The following is a 26,855-nucleotide window of genomic DNA, read 5'->3' as shown; positions in this document are numbered from 1 at the left end:
CATCGAATGGTAGGGGTGGTTCATGACCGGTGGCGAGGCTTTTCACGAAAGACAAGTACCCGCTCAAAAAACCAAGTAGTCCACGTTTATGGGTGTGCTGGGATACACGTAGTCACTACTGAGGTGCACGAATTCGCCCGGACCCTAATGTTGGCGCATGGGGGAGTCCGAAAACATCCGCGTACACTCGCGCTACACTGCGCTTGAATGGGTTGAGGGGCCTTGCCGCGCTGGTAGTGCTCATACACCACTGCCTCCTCGTATCGCCGCAGCTTGTTGGAGCTATCGAAAGCGGCGGCGTGGCACCGATGGACTGGTGGGTCTGGTGGGCAACTTTCACACCGCTTCACCTGCTCTGGGCCGGCAAAGAAGCAGTTTACGTTTTCTTCATCCTGTCAGGATTCGTCCTGACTATTCCCTTTACTGGCGCCTCTCGACCACGATGGCGGGCCTACTTCCCGAAGCGTATGGTCAGGATCTATTTACCCGTCTGGGCTTCCCTGATTCTCGCGCTACTGATGGCCTGGACAGTTCCGCGGGTGGCGAGCCCAGAACTCAGCTCGTGGGTGAACCTGCATGATGAGGCGTCTAATGTACTCGTTGATGCCTTCTTGCTACGAGGTGCCGGTTCGCTCAACTCGCCGCTCTGGTCGCTCCAGTGGGAGATGCTTTTTTCTCTACTTTTGCCCCTTTACGTCGTGGTCGCCATTCGCGTGCGGCGCACGTGGGTTCCCGGCATTGTGGGCCTTTTTCTCTTTATCGCGGTCGGGAACCTGCTGTACGTGGCGCTTCCGGTATACCTTCCGATGTTCGGAGTCGGTGTTCTCATGGCCGCAAGGCGCGATGTCTTGGAGCGGTGGGGAGGGAAAGTAGGAGCCTTCGGATGGGCCGGCCTGCTTGTCGCATCCATAGTTCTGCTGTGTTCGCAGTGGCTTTTCCCTCAGCTGCCGGTTTTCATCGCCACGGCTTCCATTGGCGGCGCACTGCTGATCTTTGCATTCATCGCGTGGTCGCCAACAATCGCAATAGGCAATAATTCCGTGATTCACTGGCTAGGAATACGGTCATTCAGCCTCTACTTGGTCCATGAACCGATCGTTGTGTCCGTCGCCTTCCTTCTTCACGCGACAAACCCCTTGTACGTCGCACTCATCGCCTTCCCCTTGTCGCTGCTGGCAGCCGAGATCTTCTTCCGTCTGGTGGAAAGGCCGAGCCAGCGGTTGGCGGGCGGCGCTGGCCAAATCATCACGGATCGCATGCGCTCCGCGAAGGCCGCCGCAGTGGCACGACGCTAGCCGTGCCGAAATGAGTCGTTGCCGGAGATCCTCACGCAATGACATATGAACCGTCCTCGTGTCGGCCCGAATTCTTGGGCACCTTTTGATCCCGGCCGCGGGTAGAAGAGCCGCATCCCATACACTTGACCGGTGTCTAGATTATTTGGAACTGATGGTGTCCGGGGGCTGGCGAACGGTCTGTTGACCGCGGAGCTGGCGATGCAGCTGGCCCAGGCGGCCGCCGTCGTGCTCGGCCACGACCGCAACTCCAACGGCTCCCGGCCGCGCGCCGTGGTGGCCCGCGACCCGCGCGCCAGCGGCGAGTTCATCGCCGCCGCCGTGGAGGCCGGGCTCTCCAGCTCGGGCGTTGACGTGTACGACGCCGGCGTCCTCCCCACTCCCGCAGCCGCCTACCTCGTGGCCGACCTGGACGCGGATTTTGGGGTGATGATCTCCGCCTCGCACAACCCCGCACCGGACAACGGCATCAAGTTCTTCGCTCGAGGCGGCCAGAAGCTGCCCGACGAGGTGGAGGACGCCATCGAGGCCCAGATGTCCAAGGAAGCAGTGCGGCCGGTCGGCGCGGACGTAGGCCGCATCCAGCGCTTCTCGGACGCCGAGGACCGCTACATCGTCCACCTCCTCCAGACGCTGCCGCACAACCTGGACGGCCTCACCGTCGTCCTCGACTGCGCCCACGGTGCCGCCAGTGGCTGCTCACCCCAGGTCTTCAAGGACGCTGGCGCGAACGTCATTGTCATCGGTGCTGACCCGGACGGCCACAACATCAACGACGGCGTCGGCTCAACCCACCTGGGGCCCCTCAAGGAAGCGGTCTTGAAGTACAGCGCAGACCTTGGCATCGCCCACGACGGCGATGCCGACCGCTGCCTCGCAGTGGACCATGAGGGGACTGAGGTGGACGGTGACCAGATTATGGCCATCCTCGCGGTCGCCCTCAAAGCATCAGGCAAGCTGAGGGACGATGTCCTCGTGGCCACCGTGATGAGCAACCTCGGCCTGAAGATCGCCCTCCGGGAAGCCGGCATCAGCATCCGCGAAACCGCCGTGGGGGACCGGTACGTTCTCGAGGAAATGCGCGACGGCGGCTTCAACCTGGGCGGCGAACAGTCCGGCCACGTGATCTTCGCCGACCATGCCACCACCGGCGACGGCGTCCTCACCGGCCTGCAGCTTGCTGCCCAGATAGCCCTGACCGGGAAACCGCTCAAGGAACTCGCCACCGTGATGACCAAGCTTCCCCAGGTTCTCATCAACGTCAAAGGTGTGGACCGCACCAAGGCAGGCAGCAACGAAGTCCTGGCCCAGGCCGTGGCCGCGGCGGAAGCTGCGCTGGGTGACACCGGCCGCGTTCTCCTCCGCCCCTCCGGCACCGAACCCGTGGTCCGGGTTATGGTGGAAGCTGCAGACGAAGAGACGGCTCAGTCCATTGCGGAACACTTGGCCCAGGTGGTCCGTTCCGAACTCGCCCTGGAGCTCGTCAGCGAGTAACCAGTACCAACGCAAAGCGGGCCGTCTCCATCAGGAGACGGCCCGCTGGTTTAAGTAACCGAAGAGCGGCAAGCCAACAGCCTGATGCCTGGTGGTGCAGACGCTGGCAGGGGGCGTTGCAAAACGTCATCCCACGTTTCAGGGAGCGGTTGCGGAATTCTTCTGGGCTCGGAAGGTTAGGTCCAGGGCCCAGTCTTGGGGAGCTGAGGGGCCGAGTTGCCAAACGTACTCGTTTTTGAGTTTTGCGCCGTCAGACTTGAACGGGCCGGTTCGCAGCGGATAGAACGCAACCGTGGGCAAGCTTGTCTCGGGTGATGTGAGGATCGCGTTGTTGAAATCGCCGTTCATCTCTCTCAGTTGCGCAAGGATGTAGTTCCTGTACGCGACCCGGTCCAAGGTGCGCTCTTGGGTGGCTTTTGCGGTGAGCTGCAGCGCGATGTGCAGCTGCCGGTTTCCTTGCTCGTCCTCGAAACTAACAAGTCGGTGGTTTTCTACGGCTGCGAGAAGCCTGCGGTCGCTGCTGAGGACGTCCCGGAGGGCATCCGGTGCAACAACCGCGCCGTTGAAGTCGACGGACAGGTCGCTCCTGCCGTAATGGAACAGCAAGGGCAAATCGAGGAACTGTTGGCGAATGATGTGGTCGAGTCCGAATTCCTTGAGTACGGCGTTGAGGTCGCGGACGCGCAGCACGTGCCCGCGGTCATGGATGTTGTAGCGGATGCGCGGGTTGACGTTCTCTTTCCGTACGATCGTGACGATCAGTTCGCCATCCGCATTTGTTTCAAGGAGGTAGTCGTAGGGGTTGAACTGGAAGATCATCGGGAGCACACCGTACTCGTCCTGCTTGGTGAGCCGCGCCGACAGCGCCGGATCCGCGGCGATGGCCTGACGGAGCGCCACTGTGTAGTCAGTCTCTATTGCAATGTTGATTTCCAGGTCGGAGGCCCCGTAGGAGCCGAAAGCGCTGTGGGCGTACTTTGTGATGTGCCCGCGCATGTTCTCGCTGATGCCCTCGCCACCGAACGCCGCGACGATGTCGTAGTCTTCCCAATCGATGCGTTCATCTTCGAACAAAGCCTTCAGGAAGGGCGGGTAACTGAGGATGATGTAGGTGTAGTCCGTCCCGAATTCGAGCATCGTGGCGATGACCTTGTCACGGTCCGGCCCGATGGATTTGATCATTGTGACGTCCGTGAGAGAAGTGCTGACGTTCATCCCCGTTGCCCATGCGCCAAGGGAGAAGCAGTTGAGCACGAACGGTTGCTTCTTGAGCGTCTCAGCAGTCCGCGAAAAACCAACCTGGAGCAACTGCCGAGTGGCGAGGCGTTCCTCCAGGCCACGCACCCAGCTGGTGGGAACACCAGAGCTTCCGGACGATTCATCCACTACGACACCGTGGCGGGGAAGAACGCCACCCACGCTGCGGGCAGGAATGGTCCAGCGCTTGATATAGCTGTCCTTATCCATTTCCGGGAGCCCTGCGAACGCCTGCGTAAGGGTATTGCCTCTGAGGGAGAGCTTTACAGGTACCCCATGTTCGGCGAGGAACTCGCGATAGGCAGGCACTCGTTTGGCCGCCATTTCAAAGGTCCGCCACGCCCTCCACCGCCCGGCGGTCCACCGGAAAGGTTCGATCCCAGGCATGAGCAGTATCCGGTGCGTGGAAATCCTTGGGGTGAACAGGCCAACGAACCTGTCCATCAGAAAAACGAATGCGAATACGAACGCTTTATTCACGGAGGGGCTCCTGTAGTGGTGTGTCCTCAGGCAATGGACTAAGCAGGGTCGAGCTGGCCGGGCGGCGGTGCGCTGCTGGAGGGGTGGCGCTGTATCCGAACCTGAAGAGCATCCAGGCCATTCTGCCCGCGGTTTCATTAATTCCCGCCGCCCGAACGAATTCGGCGTGAGAGACCGGGTTGGTGATGACAGTGCCGAAGGGATGAAGGCAAACGCCTTTTTCAGAGAAGAATAGCCAGACCCGCATGAAGGTACGCCCGGCTTCCAAGTAATCCGCGGGTTCGTCGAACGGGCCTTCGAGCCACCCGAGCTGGCGTACCCCACGCATCGTGCGCAAATAGATGGCTCTGATTAAGCCGCCGATTACGGGGAAGGACCACAAGCCGCGGTGCCGCATGGCGAAACGAAGGACAGGACCCGGCATGATCATGGTTTCTGCGCTAAGACCATCGGCAAGTGCGGCCGCTTCATCCTTCGAAAACCGCAGCCAATGCATAATCTCGGCGTAAACGGCGTCATTGCGCAAGTCGGAAAACAAGGTCTTCTGATTGATTTGCACAAGTAAAGAAACAATGCGGCCGTCGGTGGTCGAGCGGAATTCGTATCCTTGCGCGGCGGCGATTGAAGAAGCTGACGCCAGTAACTCTGTGCCAACAAGCCTGCTGTCATAGGGCCGCCGGGAAGTTCGTCTCGATCGGAATGCAGCCAATCGACGGTGAGCCGCGGACTGTAACTCGTCGTCGTCCTCGGGGATGGGTTCCAATCGCACTGTCCCGATACGATGCAAGCGGGCTGCGGCAGCGAAATCCATTTCCGAATGTTCGAGGAATTCTATTGTCCTGTAGCCGCGGGCTGCCGCGACCACAGATAAGGACTCCAGGAAGACACCTGCGCAGACATGGCCAAAGGGGATACCAAACGATTCGGCAGGTAGCCCAAGATCAAGGTCGTAGTAAACAACTGCCACCGTCTCACTGATGGCCCTCAGCTTGATCGGCTGGGAGTTATGGGGTGAGGGATACCAGCGAACGTCATCAACGAGGTCGAGCCAAAGGGCTCCGGCATCCATAACCATGCCGTCAATCTATGAGACGCAGCTATCAATAACGATGTAGGTGCGCAAATCCTTCGCAAGACTTGAGGAAGCAACGGCATACGAGCAGACGGAAATTAGGGGTTGTCAGAATGTGCAGCCGAAATTCGGGCGACTGTTGCATTAACACCCAGCACCAGAAATATGTGGCGGCCTCCGCTGAGGAGGCGAAGCATTCGCAAGACGGGCAATCACCGTTATATCAATGGAAATGGCAATGGCGAGGCCGGTGAGGGATCGTACTGTTGATACGACATGAGCTGTCGTTGCATCCCCATAGCGCAATCACTGTATGTCCTGGGTAAGTGTGTCAATGAATGCCCGCCCAACCACATAGTGAACGCAACTGTGGCCCGCCTTCAACGGAGACGGGCCACAGCTTTTTGGATGCAAGGGGCAAAGATTAACGGCTCCGGCTCTGCAATGAATCCCGGATTTCGGTTAGCAGCGCGATCTGCGGGTCCTCCGCCGAGTCCTTCTTCACGTCCTGGTTGATGCCGAGGCGGCGGTTGCGACGCTCGATCATAAGGTTCATCGGCATCACCACTACAAAGTAGATGGCCGCCGAAATCAAGAGGAAATTCACGATCGCTGTCAGGAGGACGCCGAACTCGATGGCGTTGCCGTTTAGCTCAATCTTCGCGAAACTGTCGAAGTTAGGGGAGCCCACAATCGCGGCAACGAAGGGCATCAGCACCTTGTTCACCAGCGCGGTGACCACCGCGCCGAAGGCGGTGCCAATGACGACGGCGACGGCAAGGTCAACAACGTTGCCCTTCATGATGAAGTTCTTGAATCCAGTCAGCATAGGAACCAAAGTAACCCATTTGAAATGCGCTTAGGACTGGTCGGAGGGCTCAGTGAAGACGTGAAGCTGTTATCCCTGGCGGAGACTGTCCTGAGATAACCGAATCAGCGCTTCAGGTCAAGCCGTGCTGTTACTGTGGATCATTGCGAATGACTTGGGGGACACAATGCGCAAAAGCTTCGCCACGGTACTTACCGCCGTACTGACAGCACTTGCCTTGAACGGATGCGGAAGCGAACAACCTGCCGCCCTTGTTCCCAGCGAACCCAGTGCCGAATCCACAGCAGTGACATCTCCGTCGTCGCCCCTTACGGCCGCAGCAAGCCCTTCTTCCGAAGAAACAAGTCGAGTACCAACAACGGGGCTGCCGTCTGCGCAGTTCTGCGACGCCGGCGAGAAGTACCTCGTGAAGTTTCCGGCCCTGCCGCGAGTACAGCCGCCAGCCGGTTCAACTTCAGAGTCGGCAACCAGCATGTGCGTATACACCGCGGTAACCGGTGACATATCTGCTGCCCCGGCCGCCACTCTCGCCGGAGGGGACCTCGCGGGTGACGGAGATGAGCTGCCCATGGTCAAGCGAATCTGCGCCAACGACCCCGAGCTCGTGCCAGGCGGGGTCACAATCAAGGCGGAATGGGTCCTGGCCCGCGGATGGTCCGGATGGACCGCCACTAAGGACGGGGCTCAGCAAGCAATGCTTTGTACAGACGGTCACCGATTCAGCGCCGCGTTGCTGAACGTTCCGGGATCCAGGCCAGAGGATGCGTTGAATACGATCCTGGCAGCCATCGACTGAAACCCTTGGCGCCGCCGATCCGCACCAGCGATAGCTGCGACGACCGAACCTCGCGCGCCGCCATCACGTGGTGCGTTATGGGGCGGGATGACTAAGGGGCTCGCCCCTCGCTCTTCGTGTTTTCCGATGCGACGGCCCTGCCTGCCATCGTCATCTGCTACGCCAGCAGGGAGGTAGGCCCTGAGAGCTGGCGCTTCGCCCAGGCTTGAGACGAAGTACATGGTCTTGCATGGCTGCGGTGTCATCTTCTGGGATGGCCGCTGTCCGCTCCGCCTATTCGCGGTCGAAGTCGTCAATGCGCAACTGGAAGTCGCGCGGGGCTCGGTCTGCACGCTCTGTCAGTATGCCTTCACCGTTGTGCTCAGTCATGAGCCCGGTAGACGGAGAGCCTGCCCTTCGGCATCGCCTCACGCATACCCCGGCGCCGCCTCCACGGCGAAGTACTCCTCGAGCGTGTTGATGCCGCGGTTCACCATGTCCGTGGCTGCCTCCACCCCGATGTATCGCAGGTGCCACGGCTCGTAGTAGTACCCGGTGATGGGATGGAACATCAACGGATACCGCACCACGAACCCGAACCGGTGCCCGTTAGCCTTGGCCCACACGGCCGCTGGCTGGTCCTCGAAGCACGGCTGGAAGCTGCACGCGCCCCCGCCGTCGGCGATATCGAACGCCCAGCCCGTCTGGTGCTCCGAGTAGCCGGGACGCGCGCTGGCCGTGTCCGCGTCGGCCTGGCCGCGCGAGGCAACATAACCGCCGTAGGTCGTCACCTGCGTCCCGTAGGAACGGTACCCGCTCGCCAGGACCATAGCCACCCCTTCCTGCGCGGCGGCCGCGAACATCGCCTCGGCCGCTGCCGCCGTCGTGCTGTTCAGCAGCGCGGACTCGCCGGACGCAGTCGCCGTGACGGCGGGCTGCACCAGGTCAGCCGGCACATAGTCCGCCGGAACCAGTGGCCGGTGCTTGTTCACTACCAGCCAGGGGCTCACTGGATCAGTGAGGGAGAACTGCCGTGGCAGCGCCGAGGAGGGCGACGGCGTGGGGGACGGCTCAGGAGGTGGGGGAGCCGCCGTGGTGCCCTCCGCCGTCGTGGTTGCCGGCGGGACGGAAGGCGACGGTGAGGCAGCAGGGGAGGCCGACGACGGCGCCGCCGCCTCGGGTGCCGCCGGCGTGCAGGCAGCCAGGACAGTGAGCCCTGCTCCCGCTGCGAGGAAGCGGGCAAAGCTGCGCCGGCTGGTCGTCGTGAGTGCAGGTTCGGCGGCAGGAGCGCAGTCGTAGCACACCTGTGCTAGACCTTCCGAAGCAGCATGCGGCGGATGGAATGGTCCATGTCTTTGGTGAGCACCAGCTGGGCCCGGCCGCGCGTGGGGAGGACGTTCTCCTCCAGGTTGGGCTCGTTGATGCGCTTCCAGATGTCGCGCGCGGTGCTCTCCGCCTCGTCATCGGACAGGCTCGCATACCGGTGGAAGTAGGACTCCGGCTGGGCGAAGGCCGTGCTGCGCAGCTTGCGGAACCTGTCCACGTACCACTCTTCAATAAAGGAGGTCTTGGCGTCCACATAGATGGAGAAGTCGAAGAAATCGCTCAGGGCCAGCCCCTGCTTGCCGTCATGCCGGGGCCGGGCCGGGGCCAGGACGTTGAGCCCTTCCACGATCAGCACGTCAGGGCGGCGGACCACCACTTCCTTCCCCGGAACGATGTCGTACGTGACGTGCGAGTACCAGGGCGCCCGCACTTCCTCGGCGCCGCTCTTGATTTCGCTCACAAAACGCAGCAGCGCGCGCCGGTCGTAGGACTCCGGGAAGCCCTTGCGCTCCAGCAGCTGCCGGCGCTTCAACTCCGCGAGCGGATACAGGAAACCGTCCGTGGTGATGAGTTCCACATTCGGGGTGCCGGGCCAGCGCCGGAGCATTTCGCGGAGCACACGGGCAATGGTGGACTTGCCCACGGCGACGGACCCTGCCACGCCAATCACAAACGGGGTGCGCTGGGTCTGTTCGCCCAGGAACGTGGTGGTGGCGGCATGCAGCTGGCCCGCGGCCTCAACATACAGGTGCAGGAGCCTGGAAAGCGGAAGGTAGACCTCCCGGACTTCCTTCAAATCCAGGGGGTCGCCAAGGCCGCGGAGACGGAAGATATCCTCTTCGTTAAGAGGCTGTTCCATCTCATCTGCGAGCCGGGACCAGGTCTGCCGGTCCAGCTCAACGAACGGGGAGACACCTTCGCCGTTCGCGTCATTGCGTTGCACAGTCACCCTAGAGATTCTGCCCTTAGCCCGGCTGAGAGCGAAATGCATGTGCGCTGGAACACGCTGGAGGAATGCAACAAAAGCGGCCCCGTGCACAACGTCCCGGTTTAGATCTCAAGCACCCCTGCCGATAGTCTTGAGCCTATGTGTGGAATCGTAGGATACGTGGGCCGTTCTGGTAACGGCGGAAGTCACAGTGCGCTGGACGTGGTCCTGGAAGGACTGCGCCGCCTCGAGTACCGGGGCTATGACTCCGCAGGGGTCGCTGTTGTGTCCCAGGGCTTAATTGAATCGCGGAAAAAATCAGGCAAGCTGAGCAACCTGATTGCCGAGCTGGAAGAACACCCGCTGCCGGAGACCGTCACCGGGATCGGCCACACGCGCTGGGCCACCCATGGCGGGCCGACGGACCGGAACGCCCACCCGCACCTGGCCGATGAGGGCAGGCTCGCCGTGATCCACAACGGGATCATCGAAAACTTCGCCGAGCTCAAGCTGGAGCTGCTGGACAAGGGCGTGAAGTTCCTGTCCGAGACGGACACCGAAGTGGCCGCTGCGCTGCTGGGTGACATTTTCCGCAACAAGCTCGGCGGTGATGTCTCCAACGGTGGCCTGACCCGTGCCATGGAGCTGGCCTGCCAGCGCCTGGAGGGCGCCTTCACCCTACTCGCTGTCCACGCTGACCAGCCCGACGTCGTCGTCGCCGCCCGCCGCAACTCACCCCTGGTGGTGGGCCTGGGCGAGGGGGAGAACTTCCTGGGCTCGGACGTGTCCGGGTTCATCGACTACACCCGCCGGGCCGTGGAGCTGGGCCAGGACCAGATCGTCACCATCACCGCGGACACCGTGGAGATCACCGACTTCTACGGCAAGCCGGCTGAGGGCAAGGAATACCACGTGGACTGGGACCCTGCCTCCGCGGAGAAGGGCGGGTTCAGCTCGTTCATGGAGAAGGAAATCCATGACCAGCCCGACGCCGTGGCGCAGACCCTGCTGGGCCGTTCGGACATCAACGGCAAACTGACCCTGGACGAGGTCCGGATCGACCCCGAACTGCTGAAGCAGGTCAACAAAATCATCGTCCTGGCCTGCGGCACCGCAGCCTACGCCGGCACCGTGGCCAAGTACGCCATCGAAAACTGGTGCCGGATCCCCACCGAGGTGGAACTCGCCCACGAGTTCCGCTACCGGGACCCGATCCTGGACGCGAACACCCTGGTGGTGTCCATCAGCCAGTCCGGCGAAACCATGGACACCCTGATGGCCGTCCGCTACGCCCGGGAACAGGGCGCGAAGACCATCTCCATCTGCAACACCAACGGCTCCACCATTCCGCGCGAATCCGACGCCGTGCTGTACACGCACGCCGGTCCGGAAATCGCGGTGGCGTCCACCAAGGCGTTCCTGGCCCAGATCACCGCCGCATACCTGCTGGGCCTCTACCTGGCCCAGCTGCGCGGAAACATCTTCTCCGGCCAGATCAAGGACGTCCTCGCGGACCTGAACAAGATCCCCGCGAAGATCCAGACCGTCCTGGACAATGCGGGTCCGCTGCGCGAGCTTGCCCGGAGCATGGCCAACGAGAAGTCGGTGCTGTTCCTGGGCCGCCACGTCGGCTACCCGGTGGCCCTTGAGGGTGCGTTGAAGCTGAAGGAAATCGCGTACATCCATGCGGAAGGCTTCGCCGCCGGCGAGCTCAAGCACGGCCCGATCGCCCTGATCGATGAAGGCCAGCCGGTGTTCGTGGTGGTCCCGTCCCCCCGCGGCCGCGAATCGCTGCATGCCAAGGTGATCAGCAACATCCAGGAAGTCCGCGCCCGCGGCGCCCGCACCCTGGTCATCGCCGAGGAAGGCGACGAAGCCGTCAAGGCCTACGCCGAGCACGTCTTCTACGTCCCCGAAACACCGGTGCTGCTGATGCCGCTGCTGACCACCGTCCCGCTGCAGATCTTCGCCGCGGAACTCGCCGCGGCCAAGGGCTACGACGTGGACCAGCCCCGCAACCTCGCCAAGAGCGTCACGGTCGAGTAAGCGGTTTGTCCTCCGACAGCTGAAACCCCGGGTTTAACCGCCCGGGGTTTCAGCATTTAACCTCTCCTGCGCTTGCTTTGTGGTCCGGCCAGTAACATGCGTCACCGTAGAATAAGCCGCATGATTGTTGGCATTGGCGTAGACGTTGTAGACATCGAGCGGTTCGGCCGCCAGCTTGAGCGCACCCCCGGCCTCCGGGACCGTTTGTTCGTTCCCGCCGAGCGCGAGCTGAACATCCGCTCCCTCGCCGCACGGTTCGCCGCGAAGGAAGCTGTGGCCAAGGTCCTCGGCGCCCCGGCCGGCATGAACTGGCAGGACTGCTGGATCGGGCTGGACCATAACGGCCCTACCGTCCAGGTCAAGGGCACTGTGCTGGCCGTCGCCGAGGCCAAGGGCGTCAAACGCTGGCACCTCTCCATCAGCCACGACGGCGGCATCGCCACCGCCACGGTCCTGGCCGAAGGCTGAGCCGGCGTCCTCCGCCACTGACACCGTGATCAGCGCCTACACCGGAACGCAGGTCCGGCATGCCGAGGAACCACTCCTCGCTGCCGGGCTCGGCGATGTCCTCATGCAGCGCGCGGCACACGGGCTGGCCGTCGCGGTCATCCGCGAACTAAAGGCCCGCGGGCTGCGGGTCTACGGCTCCTCCGTTGCGGTGCTCACCGGCAAAGGCAACAACGGCGGGGACGGCCTTTACGCCGCCGCCTTCCTCGCCGCCCGGGGCATGCGCACGACGGCGATACTCACCGCAGACTCCGCCCATCCCCAGGCTTTGGCTGCTTTTGAGCGGGCCGGCGGCCGCGTCCGGCACCTTAGCGACGCGGCACCCGGCGGGCTTGCGGCAGATACGGCGCGCGCCGACGTCGTCATTGATGCCGTGCTGGGAACGGGCGCGAAAGGCGGGCTGCGGGGGAGTGCCGCCGCGTTGATCGCCGCCATTGCTGAGGCCAGGACCGGGAGCGCCGCCCCGGGATTTGTTGTGGCATGCGACCTGCCGAGCGGCGTTGACGCCGATACGGGTGAGGTGGCCCAGCCGGTACTTGCTGCCGACCTGACGGTGACGTTCGGCGCAGCCAAGGCCGGGCTGCTGGCCGATCCCGGCGCCGACTTCTCCGGCCGGGTGGAAGTAGTGCCCATCGGCATTGAGGAAAACTTCGAGCGTCCCGCCCTGCGCCGGCTGGACGACGGCGACATCGCGGCCCTCCTGCCGCGCCCCGAGCGGCGGGCGCACAAGTACTCGCGTGGAGTCCTGGGTGTGGTGGCCGGATCCGCCGACTATCCCGGCGCGGCCGTCCTCGCGTGCCGGGGCGCCCTGGCCGCGGGGGTCGGCATGGTCCGCTACCTGGGACCGCCGGAGGTCGCTGACCTGGTGCGGGAGTCCTGCCCCGAAGTTGTGTGCAGTACCGGCGCCGCGGCCGACAACCGGGTGCAGGCCTGGCTGGTGGGTTCGGGAATGGGGCCCGGTGACCACGAGCAGCTGCAGCGCGCCCGCGACGCCGTCGAGTCCGGCCTGCCCGTGGTAGCCGACGCCGGTGCGCTGCCCGCCCTTCCCGACGCTCTGGCTCCGCATGTGGTCCTGACCCCGCACGCCGGCGAGCTCGCCGCACTCCTGCAGAGGCTGGGCGGCGACGAGGACCGGGCCGCTGTGGAAGCGGGCACGCTGGCCGCCGTCCGCCGGGCAGCCGCACTGACCGGCGCCACCGTCCTGCTCAAGGGGGCCACTACGCTGGTGGCCGCGCCCGCCGGGGGCGTGTTCGGCCAGTCAGACGGCACCCCGTGGCTCGCCACCGCCGGCAGCGGCGATGTCCTGGCCGGCATCATTGGCGCGCTGCTCGCACAGCTGGGTTCCGACGTCGAACACTTCGGTAAGGCTGGCGTGGAACCAGGCGCGCGCTGGGCAGCGGTGGCCGCGCTGGGAGCCGCACTGCACGGCAAAGCCGGGAGGGCGGCGTCGGACGCCTGCCTCGGCGGGCCGATCGCTGCTGGCGGAATTGCAGACTCCCTACCCCATGTCTGGGGTAAAGTAAGCACGCTTAGTAACGGTGGGATCCGGAAACGTAATAGTCACAGCCAGCCGCTACGGTAGGCAGTAGTTCGCACCGGCAGCAGGGGGCACTTGCCCTTCTGCTGCCGAATCACAAAGAGGAGCATTATGGAAGTCTGGCCTGGATCGGCTTATCCCCTTGGCGCCACGTACAACGGGACCGGCACCAACTTTGCCCTGTTCAGCGAACGAGCAGAAAAAGTGGAACTGTGCCTCTTCGACGACGACGGCAAGGAAACCCGCATCACGCTGGACGAAGTGGACGGGTACGTCTGGCACTGCTACATCCCGCAGATCCAGCCCGGCCAGAAGTACGGCTACCGGGTCCACGGCCCCTACGATCCTGCTTCCGGCAACCGCTTCAACCCCAACAAACTTCTGCTGGACCCTTACGCCAAGGCCATCCACGGCCAGGTGGACTGGGACCCGTCGCTGTTCACGTACAACCTGGGCGAGCCGGAGTCCATCAACAACGACGACTCGGCCAGCCACATGATGATGGGCGTGGTGATCAACCCGTTCTTCGACTGGGACGGTGACCAGAACCTGCGGATTCCCTACCACCAGTCGGTGATCTACGAAGCCCACGTCAAGGGCCTCACCCAGCTGCACCCGGAGATCCCCGAGGAACAGCGCGGCACGTATGCCGGCGTGGCGCACCCGGCCGTCATCTCGCACCTGCAGAAACTCGGCGTCACCGCCATCGAGCTCATGCCCGTGCACCAGTTCGTCAATGACGGCACCCTGCAGGACAAGGGCCTGAACAACTACTGGGGCTACAACACCATTGGCTTCTTCGCCCCGCAGAACACCTACAGCTCCACCGGCGACACCGGACAGCAGGTCCAGGACTTCAAAGCCATGGTCCGTTCACTGCACAAGGCCGGCATCGAGGTCATCCTGGATGTGGTGTACAACCACACCGCCGAAGGCAACCACCTGGGCCCCACCCTGTCCTTCAAGGGCATCGACAACGCCGCCTACTACCGGTTGATGGAGGGCGACGAGAAGCACTACATGGACTACACCGGCACCGGCAACTCGCTGAACGTCCGCCAGCCGCACTCCCTGCAGCTGCTGATGGACTCGCTGCGCTACTGGGTTTCAGAGATGCACGTGGACGGCTTCCGCTTTGACCTCGCCTCCACGCTGGCCCGTGAGTTCTACGACGTGGACAAGCTCTCCACCTTCTTCGAACTCATCCAGCAGGACCCCGTAGTCTCCCAGGTCAAGCTCATCGCCGAGCCCTGGGACGTTGGGCCCGGCGGCTACCAGGTGGGCAACTTCCCGCCGCAGTGGACCGAATGGAACGGCAAGTACCGCGACACCGTCCGCGACTTCTGGCGCGGCGAGCCCGCCACCCTGGGCGAGTTCGCGTCCCGCATCACCGGCTCTGCGGACCTCTACGAGCACTCCGGCCGCCGCCCCGTGGCCTCCATCAACTTCGTCACCGCGCACGACGGCTTCACCCTTTCGGACCTGGTGTCCTATAACGAGAAGCACAACGACGCCAACGGCGAGGACAACAACGACGGCGAATCCCACAACCGCTCCTGGAACTGCGGCGTGGAGGGCCCTACGGACGATCCCGAAGTCCTGGGGCTGCGGGCCCGCCAGCAGCGGAACTTCATCGCCTCGCTGCTGCTGTCCCAGGGCGTGCCCATGCTCCTGCACGGCGACGAGATGGGCCGCACCCAGCAGGGCAACAACAACGGGTACTGCCAGGACTCCGAGCTGACCTGGATCAACTGGGAATCCATCGACCAGCCGCTGGTGGAGTTCACCTCCGCGGTGAACGCGCTGCGCGCCAAGCACCCGACGTTCCGCCGCAGCCGGTTCTTCGACGGCCGGCCCGTCCTGCGGGGCGAGGGCGAGCGGCTGCCGGACATCGTATGGCTGGACCCTGAGGGCGAAAACATGAAACCGGAGGCCTGGGAAGCCGGGTTTGGCCGGTCGGTGGGTGTGTTCCTGAACGGCGACGGCATCCAGGGCAAGGACAGCCGGGGCCGGCGGATCACCGACGTGAACTTCCTGCTGTACTTCAACGCGCACGACGATACGGTCAAGTTCACCCTGCCGTCAGACGAGTACGCGCCAGCCTGGGACGTCATGATCGACACCGCGGGGCATAACGCGGACACCGAGCCCGTCAACGCGGGGCAGCTGCTGCCGGTGGAGGCCAAGTCCCTGGTGGTCCTGCGCGCCCACAGCGTTCCGGAAGTTGAGCCGGACCACTCCGTGGCGGCATCCCTTGCGGCGCTGACCCAGACCGCGAGCAGCGAGGCCGAGTCCATCAGCACGCCCCCGGTCGCTGAACCCGGCAAGACGACGAAGGTGGGCTCGCGGAAGGATCTGAAGAAATGAAGGTGCCCGCCTCCACCTACCGGCTCCAGATCCGGCGCAGCTTCACCCTGTTTGATGCCGCCGAACAGGTTCCGTACCTGAAATCGCTTGGAGCCGATTGGGTCTACCTCTCGCCCATCCTCACCGCAGAGCAGGGCTCGGACCACGGTTACGACGTGACCGACCCCTCCGCCGTGGACCCGGAACGGGGCGGTCCGGAAGGGCTGCTGGCCCTTTCCAGGGCTGCGCGCGAGCACGGCATGGGTGTCCTGGTGGACATCGTGCCCAACCACGTGGGTGTTGCCACTCCGGCACAGAACCCCTGGTGGTGGTCCCTGCTGAAGGAAGGGCAGGGCTCACCCTACGCTGACGCTTTCGACGTCGAGTGGGACCTGGCCGGCGGGAAGATCCGGCTGCCCATGCTGGGTTCGGACGGGGACCTGGACAAGCTGGAGATCAAGGATGGTGAACTCCGCTACTACGACCACCGCTTTCCGATCGCCGAAGGTACGTATTCGGACGGTGATTCGCCGCAGGAGGTCCACAGCCGCCAGCACTACGAGCTGATCGGCTGGCGCCGGGCGGACGCCGAGCTGAACTACCGGCGCTTCTTCGCCGTGACCACGCTGGCCGGCATCCGGGTGGAGAATCCTCGCGTGTTCGAGGAAGCCCATGCCGAGGTGGGCCGCTGGTCCCGCGAGGGGCTGGTGGACGGGCTGCGCGTGGACCACCCGGACGGCCTGGCCGATCCCGCCGGGTACCTGCGCTGGCTGAAAGACATCAGCGGCGGGGCCTACATCCTGGTGGAAAAGATCCTGGAGCCGGGCGAAACCCTGCCCGGGGATTTTGCCACCGAAGGGACCACCGGGTACGACGCACTGGCTGACGTGGACCGGGTGTTTGTTGATCCGGCCGGCGAGCAGCCGTTGAATGATCTTGATGCCAAGCTCCGTGACTCTGCGGCGCCGGCGGACTACGCCGAAATGATCCGGGGCACCAAGCGGATGATTGCGGACGGCATCCTCCGGTCCGAGGTGCTTCGCCTGGCCCGCCTGGTTCCGGACTCCCACGGGCTGTCGGTAGAACAGGCTGCCGATGCCCTGGCGGAAATCATCGCCGCTTTCCCGGTATACCGGTCGTACCTGCCCACCGGCGCCGACGTCCTCAAGGAAGCTTGCGAGTCCGCCGCTGCCTACCGGCCTGAGCTGCAGGTTGCGGTGGGGACACTGCTGCCGCTGCTCCTGGACCCGGCCAATCCGATTGCGGTCCGGTTCCAGCAAACCTCCGGCATGGTGATGGCGAAAGGCGTGGAGGACACCGCTTTTTACCGCTACACCCGGCTAGGCACGCTGACGGAGGTGGGGGCTGAACCTACCGAATTTGCGGTTTCTCCTGACGAGTTCCACCAGCGGATGCTGCGCCGGCAGGAGCGGCTTCCCCTGTCGATGACCACGTTGTCCACGCACGACACCAAGCGCAGCGAGGACGCCAGGGCCCGGATCTCGGTCATCGCCGAACTGCCCCAGGAGTGGGCGGCTACCCTGAACACGCTCCGCGAGCTGGCCCCGATTCCGGACGGCCCGTACGAAAACCTGCTGTGGCAGGCCATCGTCGGAGCCTGGCCGGCGAGCAGGGAACGGCTGCAGGGCTATGCCGAAAAGGCGGCCCGGGAAGCCGGCAACTCCACCAAGTGGACGGACCCCAACGAGGAGTTCGAGTCCCAGATCAAGGCCGCTGTTGACGCGGTGTTCGACGACGGCCGGGTCACCACGGTGGTGGAGGACTTCGTTGCGCGGATCGACTCCTATGCGGCTTCCAACTCCGTGTCCGCCAAGTTGGTCCAGCTGACCATGCCCGGCGTCCCGGACGTGTACCAGGGCAGCGAGTTCTGGGAACGGTCACTGACCGACCCGGACAACCGGCGGCCGGTGGATTTCGCGGCGCGCCAGGAGGAGCTGGCAAAGCTCGACGGCGGGACGTTGCCTGCGGCGGGAACGGAAGCCAGCAAGCTTCTGGTCACCTCGCGCGCACTCCGGCTTCGCCGCGACCGGCCGGAACTCTTCCAGGGCTACACCCCGGTGACCGCGTCCGGTGCTGCTGCAGGGCACCTGATCGCGTTCCACCGCGGCACGGAAGGTGTTCCCGGGGCCCTGACGCTGGCCACCCGGCTGCCCGCCGGACTGGCGGCCGACGGCGGGTGGCGGGACACCGCCGTCGAACTTTCCACGGCCATGCGTGACCAGCTCACGGGCACCGCCTACGGTCCGGGGACGGTTTCGGCGGCGGAGGTCCTGGGTACCTACCCGGTGGCTTTGCTGGTACCGGTGGATGGAGAACAGGCATGACCCTCGTCAACAGCGGGCCCGGGCGTTTCGACGTCTGGGCCCCGGACGCGCAATCGGTGATCCTGCAGGCGAACGGCCGGCAGTATCCCATGCTGAAGAAGGAAACGGCGCCCGGGACGGAGGGGTGGTGGACCGCGCCGGATGCTCCGGGCGACGGCGAGGTGGACTACGGCTACCTGCTGGACGGGGACGGCCACCCGCTGCCGGATCCGCGGTCGCGGCGGCTGCCCGCCGGTGTCCACGAGCTGTCGAGGACCTTTGACCCGGCCGCCCACCGCTGGCAGGACGCGGGCTGGAAGGGTAAGGACCTGCAGGGCTCGGTCATCTACGAACTGCACGTGGGCACGTTCACCCCGGAAGGGACTCTCGAGGCTGCCGCCGGAAAGCTGGGCTACCTGGCGGACCTGGGCGTCGACTTCGTGGAGTTGCTGCCGGTCAACGGCTTCAACGGCACGCACAACTGGGGCTACGACGGTGTCCAGTGGTACGCCGTTCACGAGGGGTATGGCGGGCCGGCTGCCTACCAGCGGTTTGTGGACGCAGCCCACGCCGCCGGGCTCGGCGTCATCCAGGACGTGGTGTACAACCACCTCGGCCCCAGCGGCAACTACCTGCCCAGGTTCGGCCCGTACTTGAAGCAGGGGGACGCGAACACGTGGGGCGACTCCGTGAACCTGGACGGCCCCGGCTCGGATGTGGTGCGCGAGTACATCCTGGACAACCTCGCGCTGTGGCTCCGGGACTACCACGTGGACGGGCTCCGGCTCGATGCCGTGCACGCCCTGCGCGACGAGCGTGCCGTGCATATCCTGGAGGACTTCGGTGCCCTGGGTGAGGCCATTTCGGCGGAAACCGGGCTGCCTAAAACCCTGATCGCGGAGTCGGACCTGAACAACCCGCGCCTGATCTACCCGCGCGACGCCAACGGCTACGGGCTGTCCGGCCAGTGGAGTGACGACTTCCATCATGCGGTGCATGTGAACGTCAGCGGTGAGACCACCGGGTACTACGGGGACTTCCAATCCCTCGCGGTCCTGGCAAAGGTCCTCAAAGACGGCTTCCTGCACGATGGCAGCTACTCCAGCTTCCGCGGGCGGCACCACGGCCGGCCCATCAATCCCGCCCTGGTTCACCCTGCAGCGCTGGTGGTGTGCAACCAGAACCACGACCAGATCGGCAACAGGGCTACCGGCGACCGGCTCTCGCAGTCGCTGTCCTACGGGCAGTTGGCGGTTGCTGCCGTGCTCACTCTGACGTCACCCTTCACGCCGATGCTGTTTATGGGCGAGGAGTTTGCCGCAAGCACGCCCTGGCAGTTCTTCACCTCGCATCCTGAACCGGAGCTGGGCAAGGCCACCGCGGAAGGCCGCATCAAGGAATTCGAGCGCATGGGGTGGGATCCCGCCGTCGTGCCCGATCCGCAGGACCCCGAGACGTTCCGCCGGTCCAAGCTGGACTGGAACGAAGCCGCGGGCGGCGACCACGCCCGGCTCCTGGAGCTCTACCGCTCCCTCACGGCACTGCGCCGGGAGCATTCCGAGCTCGCCGGGCTGGGCTTCGGCGAGACGGATGTGGCGTTCGACGACGACGCGGGCTGGCTGCGGTTCCGCCGGGGGAGCGTCGAGGTGCTGTTGAACTTCTCCGACGCCAAGCTGCGGCTGGACGAAGTTTCCGGGGCGGTCCTGCTGGCGACCGATGAGGCAACCAGTCTTGATGGCGATGCCCTCGCCTTGGCGCCGGGGAGTGCGGCGATCCTGAAGTCACTGAAGCCCTGAATTCCTGGCTGCAAAGGTTACGCCGCGGGGTGCCCTGGCCCGTGTGTCAGCCCGCGGCGTAACTTTTCCGGCCATCAACTGTAGCCCCGGTCACAACTGGCAGGATGGAACGTATGACTTATTCCCCGGCGGAAAACCGCTACGACTCCATGCCCTACCGCCGCGTCGGACGCAGCGGCTTGAAGCTTCCGGCCATCTCGCTAGGGCTCTGGCACAACTTCGGCGACGACAAGCGCTTCGACGAACAGCGGGCCATCCTGCGGCGCGCCTGCGACCTGGGCGTCAACCACTTCGACCTCGCCAACAACTACGGCCCGCCGGACGGTTCCGCCGAGACCAACTTCGGCCGGCACTTGAAGGACGACTTCAAGCCGTACCGCGATGAGCTGGTCATCTCCACCAAGGCCGGCTACTACATGTGGCCGGGCCCCTACGGTGAATGGGGCTCCCGCAAGTACCTGATCTCCAGCCTGGACCAGTCGCTGCAGCGGATGGGCCTGGACTACGTGGACATCTTCTACAGCCACAGGCCTGACCCCGAAACCCCGCTGGAAGAGACCATGGGTGCCCTCGACTACGCAGTGCGGTCAGGCAAGGCGCTCTACGCGGGCATCTCCTCCTACACCCCGGAGCAGACCCTGGAGGCGGCCCGGATACTGAAGGAACTGGGCACCCCACTGCTGATCCACCAGCCCAGCTACTCCATGCTCAACCGGTGGACCGAGGACGGCAGCCCCAACCTGTACGAGGCACTGGACCAGGTGGGGGCCGGGTGCATCGCCTTCTCGCCACTGGCCCAGGGGATGCTCACCAACCGGTACCTGGACGGGATTCCTGCTGACTCGCGCGCCGCCAAGGCCCGGTTCCTGTCCGGGGACGCCATCACGGACGAGAAGCTGGAGCGGATCCGCGGCCTGCACGACATCGCCAAGGGGCGCGGCCAGACGCTGGCGCAGATGGCCGTCGCCTGGATCCTGCGGAACCAGCCAAAGGGCTCGCCGGTGACCTCGGCGCTGGTTGGTGCGTCCAGCGTTGCCCAGTTGGAGGACACCCTGTCCGCCATCAACAACCTCGAATTCACTGCCGACGAGTTGACTGCCATCGACGAGTTTGCCGTCGAATCGGACATCAACCTCTGGAAACAGCCGGTCTGATATCCACCGTCCCATTCCAAAAGGCGGGACGGGGGAACAAGACCCCGCCCCGCTCTGTTGGGTACTATGAAAAGGCGCCGCGCGGCGCCGGGCCTGCCGGCCGACGTCGTACTTCGCTCGAAGCCGAAACCGGCCGGCTGACGTTTGTCCTAAAGGAGTTCCGTGTCTTCACATCCGATTCGTGTTGCAATCGTCGGCGTAGGAAACTGCGCCGCTTCGCTGGTCCAGGGCGTCCACTACTACAAGGACGCAGACCCCAAGGCCACGATTCCGGGCCTGATGCACGTTGAGTTCGGCCAGTATCACGTGGGTGACGTTGAATTCGTCGCCGCGTTTGATGTGGACGGCAAGAAGGTGGGCGTTGATCTTGCCGACGCCATCCTGGCGAGCGAAAACAACACCATCAAGATCGCTGACGTGCCGCCCACCGGCGTCACCGTCCAGCGAGGCCACACCCTCGACGGCCTGGGCAAGTACTACCTCGAGACCATCGAGCAGTCCACCGAAGAGCCCGTTGATGTGGTGCAGGCGCTCAGGGACGCTGCCGTTGATGTCATGGTCTGCTACCTGCCCGTTGGCTCCCAGGAAGCTGCCGAGTTCTACGCCCAGTGCGCCATCGACGCCGGCGTGGCCTTCGTTAACGCCCTGCCCGTATTCATCGCCGGCACCAAGGCATGGGCGGACAAGTTCACCGCCGCAGGCCTGCCGATCGTGGGCGACGACATCAAGAGCCAGATCGGTGCCACCATCACGCACCGCGTTATGGCCAAGCTGTTCGAAGACCGCGGCGTGACCCTGGACCGCACGTACCAGCTGAACGTCGGCGGCAACATGGACTTCAAGAACATGCTCGAGCGTGACCGGCTGGAGTCCAAGAAGATCTCCAAGACCCAGGCCGTGACGTCCAACGTCGAAGCCGAACTGGCTGCCAAAGACGTGCACATCGGCCCGTCCGACTACGTCCAGTGGCTGGATGACCGCAAGTGGGCCTTCGTCCGCCTCGAGGGCCGCAACTTCGGTGACGCCCCTGTCTCGCTCGAGTACAAGCTGGAAGTCTGGGACTCACCCAACTCCGCCGGCGTGATCATCGACGCCATCCGCGCCGCGAAGATCGGCCTGGACCGCGGCATCGGCGGCCCGCTGCTCTCCGCATCGAGCTACTTCATGAAGTCCCCGCCGGAGCAGTTCAACGACGACCTCGCCCGCGAAAAGGTGGAAGCCTTCATCCGCGGCGACCTCGAGCGCTAACCCCGGTCCCCCTTGTTGCGTATGCTCCCTCACCTTCGGGTGGGGGAGCATCGCGGCTTAACACGCCCCATCACCTCCTGCGTCGTTTTCCGGGACGCGCCATCACCTTCTGCGTCGTTTTCCGGGACGCGCCATCACCTCCTGCATCCTTTCAAAGGACGCGCCATCACCTCCTGCATCCTTTCCAAGGACGCGTCATCACAGAATGGGGGATGCCGCCGTCAAGCAAAACCTGCTGCGTGCGGATGATCAATCCATGCTGTGCGGAGGTACCGCTTTATAAATTTGATAGCCCCTTCGAAGCCCTCAGTGGCGTCGTCTTTGGTGACTATCAGAACGGTCCAGCCAGCTGATTCGAAGGCCTTGTCCCGCCGTCGGTCGCTAAACTGCTGTGCATCAAGAAGGTGATGCCCGCCGTCGTACTGGATTGCCAGACGCCGGTGACGGTAGCCAAGGTCGGCAGTTGGGGACGCGCCGTCATCCGGCCGAAGCGCGATTTGTAGGTCCGGCTCCGGTAAGTTCCCATCGGCCATGGCTAGCCGAAGCATGGATTCAGGTGCCGAATCGGACCCAACCCTCATTAGTTCGAGTGCCTCCCGGGCGCGAACGACGCCTTGAAGGTTGGGGTGTCGCCCAACTAGGGCGCGGAGCCCGTCCAAGGTGTCGAAGGGCTCAGATCTGCCTTCAAACTGCGCTCGAGGGATGCGGATGATCTGATCTCCCAAGCAGACCAAGTCACTCAGTGACAGCCGGCGGGCCAAGTCGAGCCAAGTTCGCGAGCGCGTACTAATCCGGATACCGTCAACGGATTCAATCTCGCCCTCCCTGGCGATGACGTTATGTGCGGTCACGCCCTTCCTGCGCACTTGGGGCAACTGCTTGGGCTTGCTCAGGTGCAGTTCGGTCGACTCCGACAGCCAGGCCGGCAGCATTTGACAATGCAGACGCGCTGCGGTGACGTGTGAAATCCACGCTCCCGGTGATACTTCGGATAGCGCCCGTGCCGCGGTTTCCAGTTCAAAGCTCCAGTCCGCCGGACGGTACACCTCCCTGCTGACATGGATTACGTCATTTCCGCGAAGTCTGCTGGCCGGTACGCCCAAAGCCAGCGCCGAGGTGAAAGTGAATGGGGCATTGGCCAAGGGCTGGGGCAAGTCACTGGGATTGGGCATGTTGGCATTTTGGCTCAAAAAGCGCTTCGGCTGCAGAAGTTATCCACAGGCAGGGCGAAGCGGCTGCGGGAGGTGGTGGGGCGTTGGTGGGAAGGGTGCGGGAGGAGATGGGGCGTTTGGTGGTGGGAAGGGTGCGGGAGGTGGTGGGGGGTTGGTGGGAAGGGTGCGGGAGGTGATGGGGCGTTGGGTTAGGTGAGGCCGACGGGGTTGCCGGCGTCGTCCACGTCCATGCGCATAGCCGCGGGAGCGGCGGGCAGGCCGGGCATGGTCATGACCGCCCCGGTCAGCGCCACGATGAATCCGGCGCCGGTCTTGGGCAGGAGGTCCCGCACATGGATGGTGAAGCCTTTGGGCGCGCCGAGGCGTGAGGCATCGTCCGTGAATGAGTACTGGGTCTTGGCCATGCAGATCGGCAGGTGGGACCAGCCGTTCCGCTCGATATCGGCGAGCCGCTTCAGGGCCGGCACGGAAAACTCAACCCCGTCGGCGCCGTAGATTTCCTGCGCGATGGTCCGGATCTTCTCCTCCACCGGCAACTCCAGCGGGTACAGGTGCCGGAAGCTGTTCGGGCCCGCCACGACCCGGGCCACGAGGGCCGCGAGTTCGTCGCCGCCGTCGCCCCCGCCGCCGCGACCCCACACATCGGCGACGGCGGCGTGGACGCCCTCGCCCGCACACCACGCCAGCAGCCAGTCCAGTTCCTCCTGCAAGTCGGAGGAGAACCTGTTGATGGCCACCACCGGTGTCACGCCGAACTTCTCCACGTTCCGCACGTGCCGGCGGAGGTTTGCCACCCCGGCCTCAAGGGCCACCAGGTCGGGCGCGGTGAGCTGGTCCTTCGCCACTCCACCTTGCATTTTCAGGGCCCGCACCGTCGCCACCACCACCACCGCGGAAGGGGCCAGCCCGCCAAACCGCGCCTTGATGTCCATAAACTTCTCAGCGCCCAGGTCAGCACCGAAACCGGCTTCCGTCACAACGATGTCCGCCAACCGCCTGGCCGTCTGCGTGGCAATCAGCGAGTTGCAGCCGTGGGCGATATTTGCGAAAGGACCACCATGGACCAACGCCGGTGTCCCGGCGATGGTCTGCACCAGGTTGGGCTTGATGGCCTCCTTCAGGAGCAGGGTCAGCGCCCCCTGCACTCCGAGGTCAGCCACCGTGACAGGCGCTCGGTCAAACGTGTAGCCGAAGGTGATCCGTCCCAGTCGCCCGCGGAGGTCGGCCAGGTCCGTCGCGAGGCAGAAGACGGCCATGATCTCGGATGCCACCGTGATGTCGAACCCGTCCTCGCGGGGGACGCCCTGCGTCGGGCCGCCCAAGCCGATCACCACCTCACGCAAGGCCCGGTCGTTCATGTCCAGGACCCGTTTGAAGGTCATCCGGCGGGGATCGATGTTCAGCTCGTTGCCCTGGTAGATGTGGTTGTCCACCAGGGCCATGAGCGCATTGTTGGCTGACGTCACGGCATGGAAGTCGCCGGTGAAGTGCAGGTTGATTTCATCCATGGGCAGCACCTGCGAGTAACCGCCGCCCGTAGCTCCACCCTTCATCCCCAGGACAGGGCCCAGCGACGGCTCCCGCAGGGCGATCATCACCCGGTGCCCGGCGCGCGCCAAGGAATCGCCGAGCCCTACCGTGGTGGTGGACTTTCCTTCACCTGCGGGCGTGGGGGACATGGCCGAGACCAGCACTACCTTGCCGTGCGGAGCGGGCGCAGCCAGCCTGGCCGGGTCAATCTTCGCCTTGTACCGCCCGTACCGCTCCAGGGCTTCCGGGTTGATTCCGGCGGCAGCGGCAATCTCGTCGATGGGCCGGATCCGGGCAGCCCTGGCTATCTCAAGATCAGTCGGAAGACCAGACATCTTTGTCCTTTCCTGCACCGGCCGGAGCCGGACACCTGCCCCAAGCCGGGACACCTGCCCCTAAGCTAACAGCTGCGGACTCAGACGGCGGCAGATTCAGACCGCTGGCAGGGCAGTGATCAGGTGGGGCCGCACAGAATTGTCGACGGCGGCATGGTAGCTTTCCAGCGTGATCGCGGCGGTGCGCTGCCACCCTGAGTTCTGGGCCCGGATTGCCGCTGCCCGGCCCATGTCCTCGCGGGTCACGGGATCGTCGTACAAAGCCTCCAGCGCGTCCGCCCAGTCGGCGGCGTGATGGCCGTCCACCAGCAGCCCCGTCCTGCCATGGAAAATGGCGCGGGACAGCCCGCCCACCCGGGTGGCCACCACGGGCGTCCCGCAGGCCTGGGCCTCCAGCGCCACCAGCCCGAAGGATTCGCTGTAGGAGGGCATCACCACCACGTCCGCCGAACGGAACCAGCCCGCAAGCTCAGGCGCCTTCACCGGCGGAAGCTGCGTGACGACGTCGTCCATGTCCGCCTCCGCGATCAGGCGCCGCAGGTTGAATTCCCTGTTCCCGCTCAATGAGCCCAGGATGGTGAGCCGGAGATCGATGTCCGGGCGCCGGCTTCGCAGCAGGGCCGCCGCCTTCACCAGGACCTGCGGCCCCTTCAACCGCTGGATCCGGCCCGCGAAGACCAGATGGAACGTATCCGGGCTGATACCCCGGTCCGTCCTGGACCGGGCCCGGAAGGCAGGAGTAAAGGTACTCAGGTCCACGCCGGGAGGCGCAATATCGATCCGCTCGTACGAGGCCCCGTAATGGGACACTAGCTCTGCGGCTTCAGAACTGGTGTTGGCGATCAGCCGCGCGGCCCCGTCCACGATCCGGTGCTCACCCAGTTCGCGGCGCCGCGGCTCAGGCTGCTCCCCGGACTCGAGCAGGAGGTTCTTGACCTTGGCCATGGTGTGCATGGTGTGGACCAGCGGCACGCCCCACAGTTCGGACAGCTCCAGGCCAGCGATCCCGGACACCCAATAGTGCGAGTGAATGACGTCGTAATGCCCGTGCGGCTGCCGGCCCCGGATCCGGTCGATCTCCTGCACCATGTGGTGCAGGAGGCCGGGAAGTTCTTCCTTGGGAACCTTCTTCGGCGGCCCGGCCAGGACGTTGTGGACGCACACGCCGGGGTCCGGATGCTCGACGGCGGGCTGGTGGGAGGAGGTGGCACGGGTGAAGATCTCCACTTCCACGCCTGCCTCGGCCAGCGCGGAGGCCAGTTCACGGATGTAGACGTTCATCCCGCCGGCGTCGCCGGAACCGGGCTGCTCCATGGGGGAGGTGTGGAGGGACAGTAACGCCACCCTGCGGACAGGCGCCACGGGACCTCCTTCCGGCCGCCGGCGCGGATTAGCGCGCCGGAT

18 protein-coding genes are annotated in these 26,855 nt (G+C 64.5%); 10 read left to right on the top strand and 8 right to left on the bottom strand.

Annotated features, from left to right (window positions below):
* Positions 1-203 precede the first annotated feature (203 nt).
* Together QFZ36_RS06175 and glmM are read left to right on the top strand one after the other, a co-directional pair.
* Positions 204-1,295 (top strand): acyltransferase family protein, encoded by a 1,092-nt coding sequence (locus tag QFZ36_RS06175; protein ID WP_306634761.1) that lies wholly within the window; start codon positions 204-206, stop codon positions 1,293-1,295.
* Positions 1,296-1,427: 132 nt separating this feature from the next.
* Complete coding sequence (gene glmM / locus QFZ36_RS06170; protein WP_306634759.1) at positions 1,428-2,789, top strand: phosphoglucosamine mutase; 1,362 nt, start codon at positions 1,428-1,430, stop codon at positions 2,787-2,789.
* A gap of 138 nt (positions 2,790-2,927) precedes the next feature.
* Here the strand turns inward: glmM and QFZ36_RS06165 are convergent, their stop codons facing one another.
* The 5 genes from QFZ36_RS06165 to coaA form a co-directional block, all read right to left on the bottom strand.
* Positions 2,928-4,370, bottom strand: a complete 1,443-nt coding sequence (locus QFZ36_RS06165; protein WP_306634757.1) for a phenylacetate--CoA ligase family protein — start codon at positions 4,368-4,370, stop codon at positions 2,928-2,930.
* A 148-nt stretch (positions 4,371-4,518) separates the two neighbouring features.
* A complete protein-coding gene (locus QFZ36_RS06160; RefSeq protein ID WP_306634756.1) occupies positions 4,519-5,601 on the bottom strand; it encodes a hypothetical protein in 1,083 nt (360 codons plus the stop codon).
* A 421-nt stretch (positions 5,602-6,022) separates the two neighbouring features.
* Positions 6,023-6,427 carry a large conductance mechanosensitive channel protein MscL gene (gene mscL / locus QFZ36_RS06155; RefSeq protein ID WP_306634754.1) on the bottom strand — a complete coding sequence of 135 codons (405 nt, stop codon included), beginning with the start codon at positions 6,425-6,427 and terminating at the stop codon, positions 6,023-6,025.
* Between the two features lie 1,203 nt (positions 6,428-7,630).
* Complete coding sequence (locus tag QFZ36_RS06150) at positions 7,631-8,506, bottom strand: M15 family metallopeptidase (protein WP_306634752.1); 876 nt, start codon at positions 8,504-8,506, stop codon at positions 7,631-7,633.
* 5 nt (positions 8,507-8,511) lie between these two features.
* Positions 8,512-9,519: a type I pantothenate kinase gene (coaA, locus tag QFZ36_RS06145; RefSeq protein ID WP_306634750.1), complete on the bottom strand. Its 1,008-nt coding sequence runs from the start codon at positions 9,517-9,519 to the stop codon at positions 8,512-8,514.
* 96 nt (positions 9,520-9,615) lie between these two features.
* On the opposite strand from coaA, the gene glmS reads away from it, so the two are divergent.
* From glmS to QFZ36_RS06105, 8 genes are all read left to right on the top strand, one after another.
* A complete protein-coding gene (gene glmS, locus QFZ36_RS06140) occupies positions 9,616-11,502 on the top strand; it encodes a glutamine--fructose-6-phosphate transaminase (isomerizing) (protein WP_306634749.1) in 1,887 nt (628 codons plus the stop codon).
* Between the two features lie 120 nt (positions 11,503-11,622).
* Positions 11,623-11,970: a holo-ACP synthase gene (locus QFZ36_RS06135; protein ID WP_050054357.1), complete on the top strand. Its 348-nt coding sequence runs from the start codon at positions 11,623-11,625 to the stop codon at positions 11,968-11,970.
* Positions 11,971-11,995: 25 nt separating this feature from the next.
* Positions 11,996-13,591, top strand: a complete 1,596-nt coding sequence (locus tag QFZ36_RS06130) for an NAD(P)H-hydrate epimerase (protein ID WP_306634748.1) — start codon at positions 11,996-11,998, stop codon at positions 13,589-13,591.
* Between the two features lie 66 nt (positions 13,592-13,657).
* On the top strand, positions 13,658-15,913 hold the full coding sequence (gene glgX, locus QFZ36_RS06125) for a glycogen debranching protein GlgX (RefSeq protein ID WP_306634747.1): 2,256 nt from the start codon (positions 13,658-13,660) through the stop codon (positions 15,911-15,913).
* Positions 15,910-18,237, top strand: coding sequence for a malto-oligosyltrehalose synthase (gene treY / locus QFZ36_RS06120; protein ID WP_306634745.1), 2,328 nt, complete (start codon positions 15,910-15,912; stop codon positions 18,235-18,237). The genes glgX and treY overlap by 4 nt, the downstream gene beginning before the upstream one ends.
* Positions 18,234-20,012, top strand: a complete 1,779-nt coding sequence (treZ, locus tag QFZ36_RS06115; protein ID WP_306634743.1) for a malto-oligosyltrehalose trehalohydrolase — start codon at positions 18,234-18,236, stop codon at positions 20,010-20,012. The genes treY and treZ overlap by 4 nt, the downstream gene beginning before the upstream one ends.
* Positions 20,013-20,125: 113 nt before the next feature.
* A complete protein-coding gene (gene mgrA, locus QFZ36_RS06110; protein WP_306634742.1) occupies positions 20,126-21,166 on the top strand; it encodes an L-glyceraldehyde 3-phosphate reductase in 1,041 nt (346 codons plus the stop codon).
* A 162-nt stretch (positions 21,167-21,328) separates the two neighbouring features.
* Positions 21,329-22,414 (top strand): inositol-3-phosphate synthase, encoded by a 1,086-nt coding sequence (locus QFZ36_RS06105; RefSeq protein WP_306634741.1) that lies wholly within the window; start codon positions 21,329-21,331, stop codon positions 22,412-22,414.
* A gap of 221 nt (positions 22,415-22,635) precedes the next feature.
* Here the strand turns inward: QFZ36_RS06105 and QFZ36_RS06100 are convergent, their stop codons facing one another.
* From QFZ36_RS06100 to mshA, 3 genes are all read right to left on the bottom strand, one after another.
* Complete coding sequence (locus tag QFZ36_RS06100) at positions 22,636-23,586, bottom strand: hypothetical protein (protein ID WP_306634739.1); 951 nt, start codon at positions 23,584-23,586, stop codon at positions 22,636-22,638.
* A gap of 188 nt (positions 23,587-23,774) precedes the next feature.
* A complete protein-coding gene (locus QFZ36_RS06095; protein WP_306634738.1) occupies positions 23,775-25,451 on the bottom strand; it encodes a formate--tetrahydrofolate ligase in 1,677 nt (558 codons plus the stop codon).
* Positions 25,452-25,547: 96 nt separating this feature from the next.
* A complete protein-coding gene (gene mshA, locus QFZ36_RS06090; RefSeq protein ID WP_306634736.1) occupies positions 25,548-26,813 on the bottom strand; it encodes a D-inositol-3-phosphate glycosyltransferase in 1,266 nt (421 codons plus the stop codon).
* Positions 26,814-26,855: the final 42 nt, after the last annotated feature.

This window comes from Pseudarthrobacter siccitolerans, from assembly GCF_030823375.1.
GTDB lineage: Bacteria > Actinomycetota > Actinomycetes > Actinomycetales > Micrococcaceae > Arthrobacter > Arthrobacter siccitolerans_A.
The sequence above is the reverse complement of the archived record's forward strand: the minus strand, read 5'-3'. Positions and strand labels throughout refer to the sequence as shown.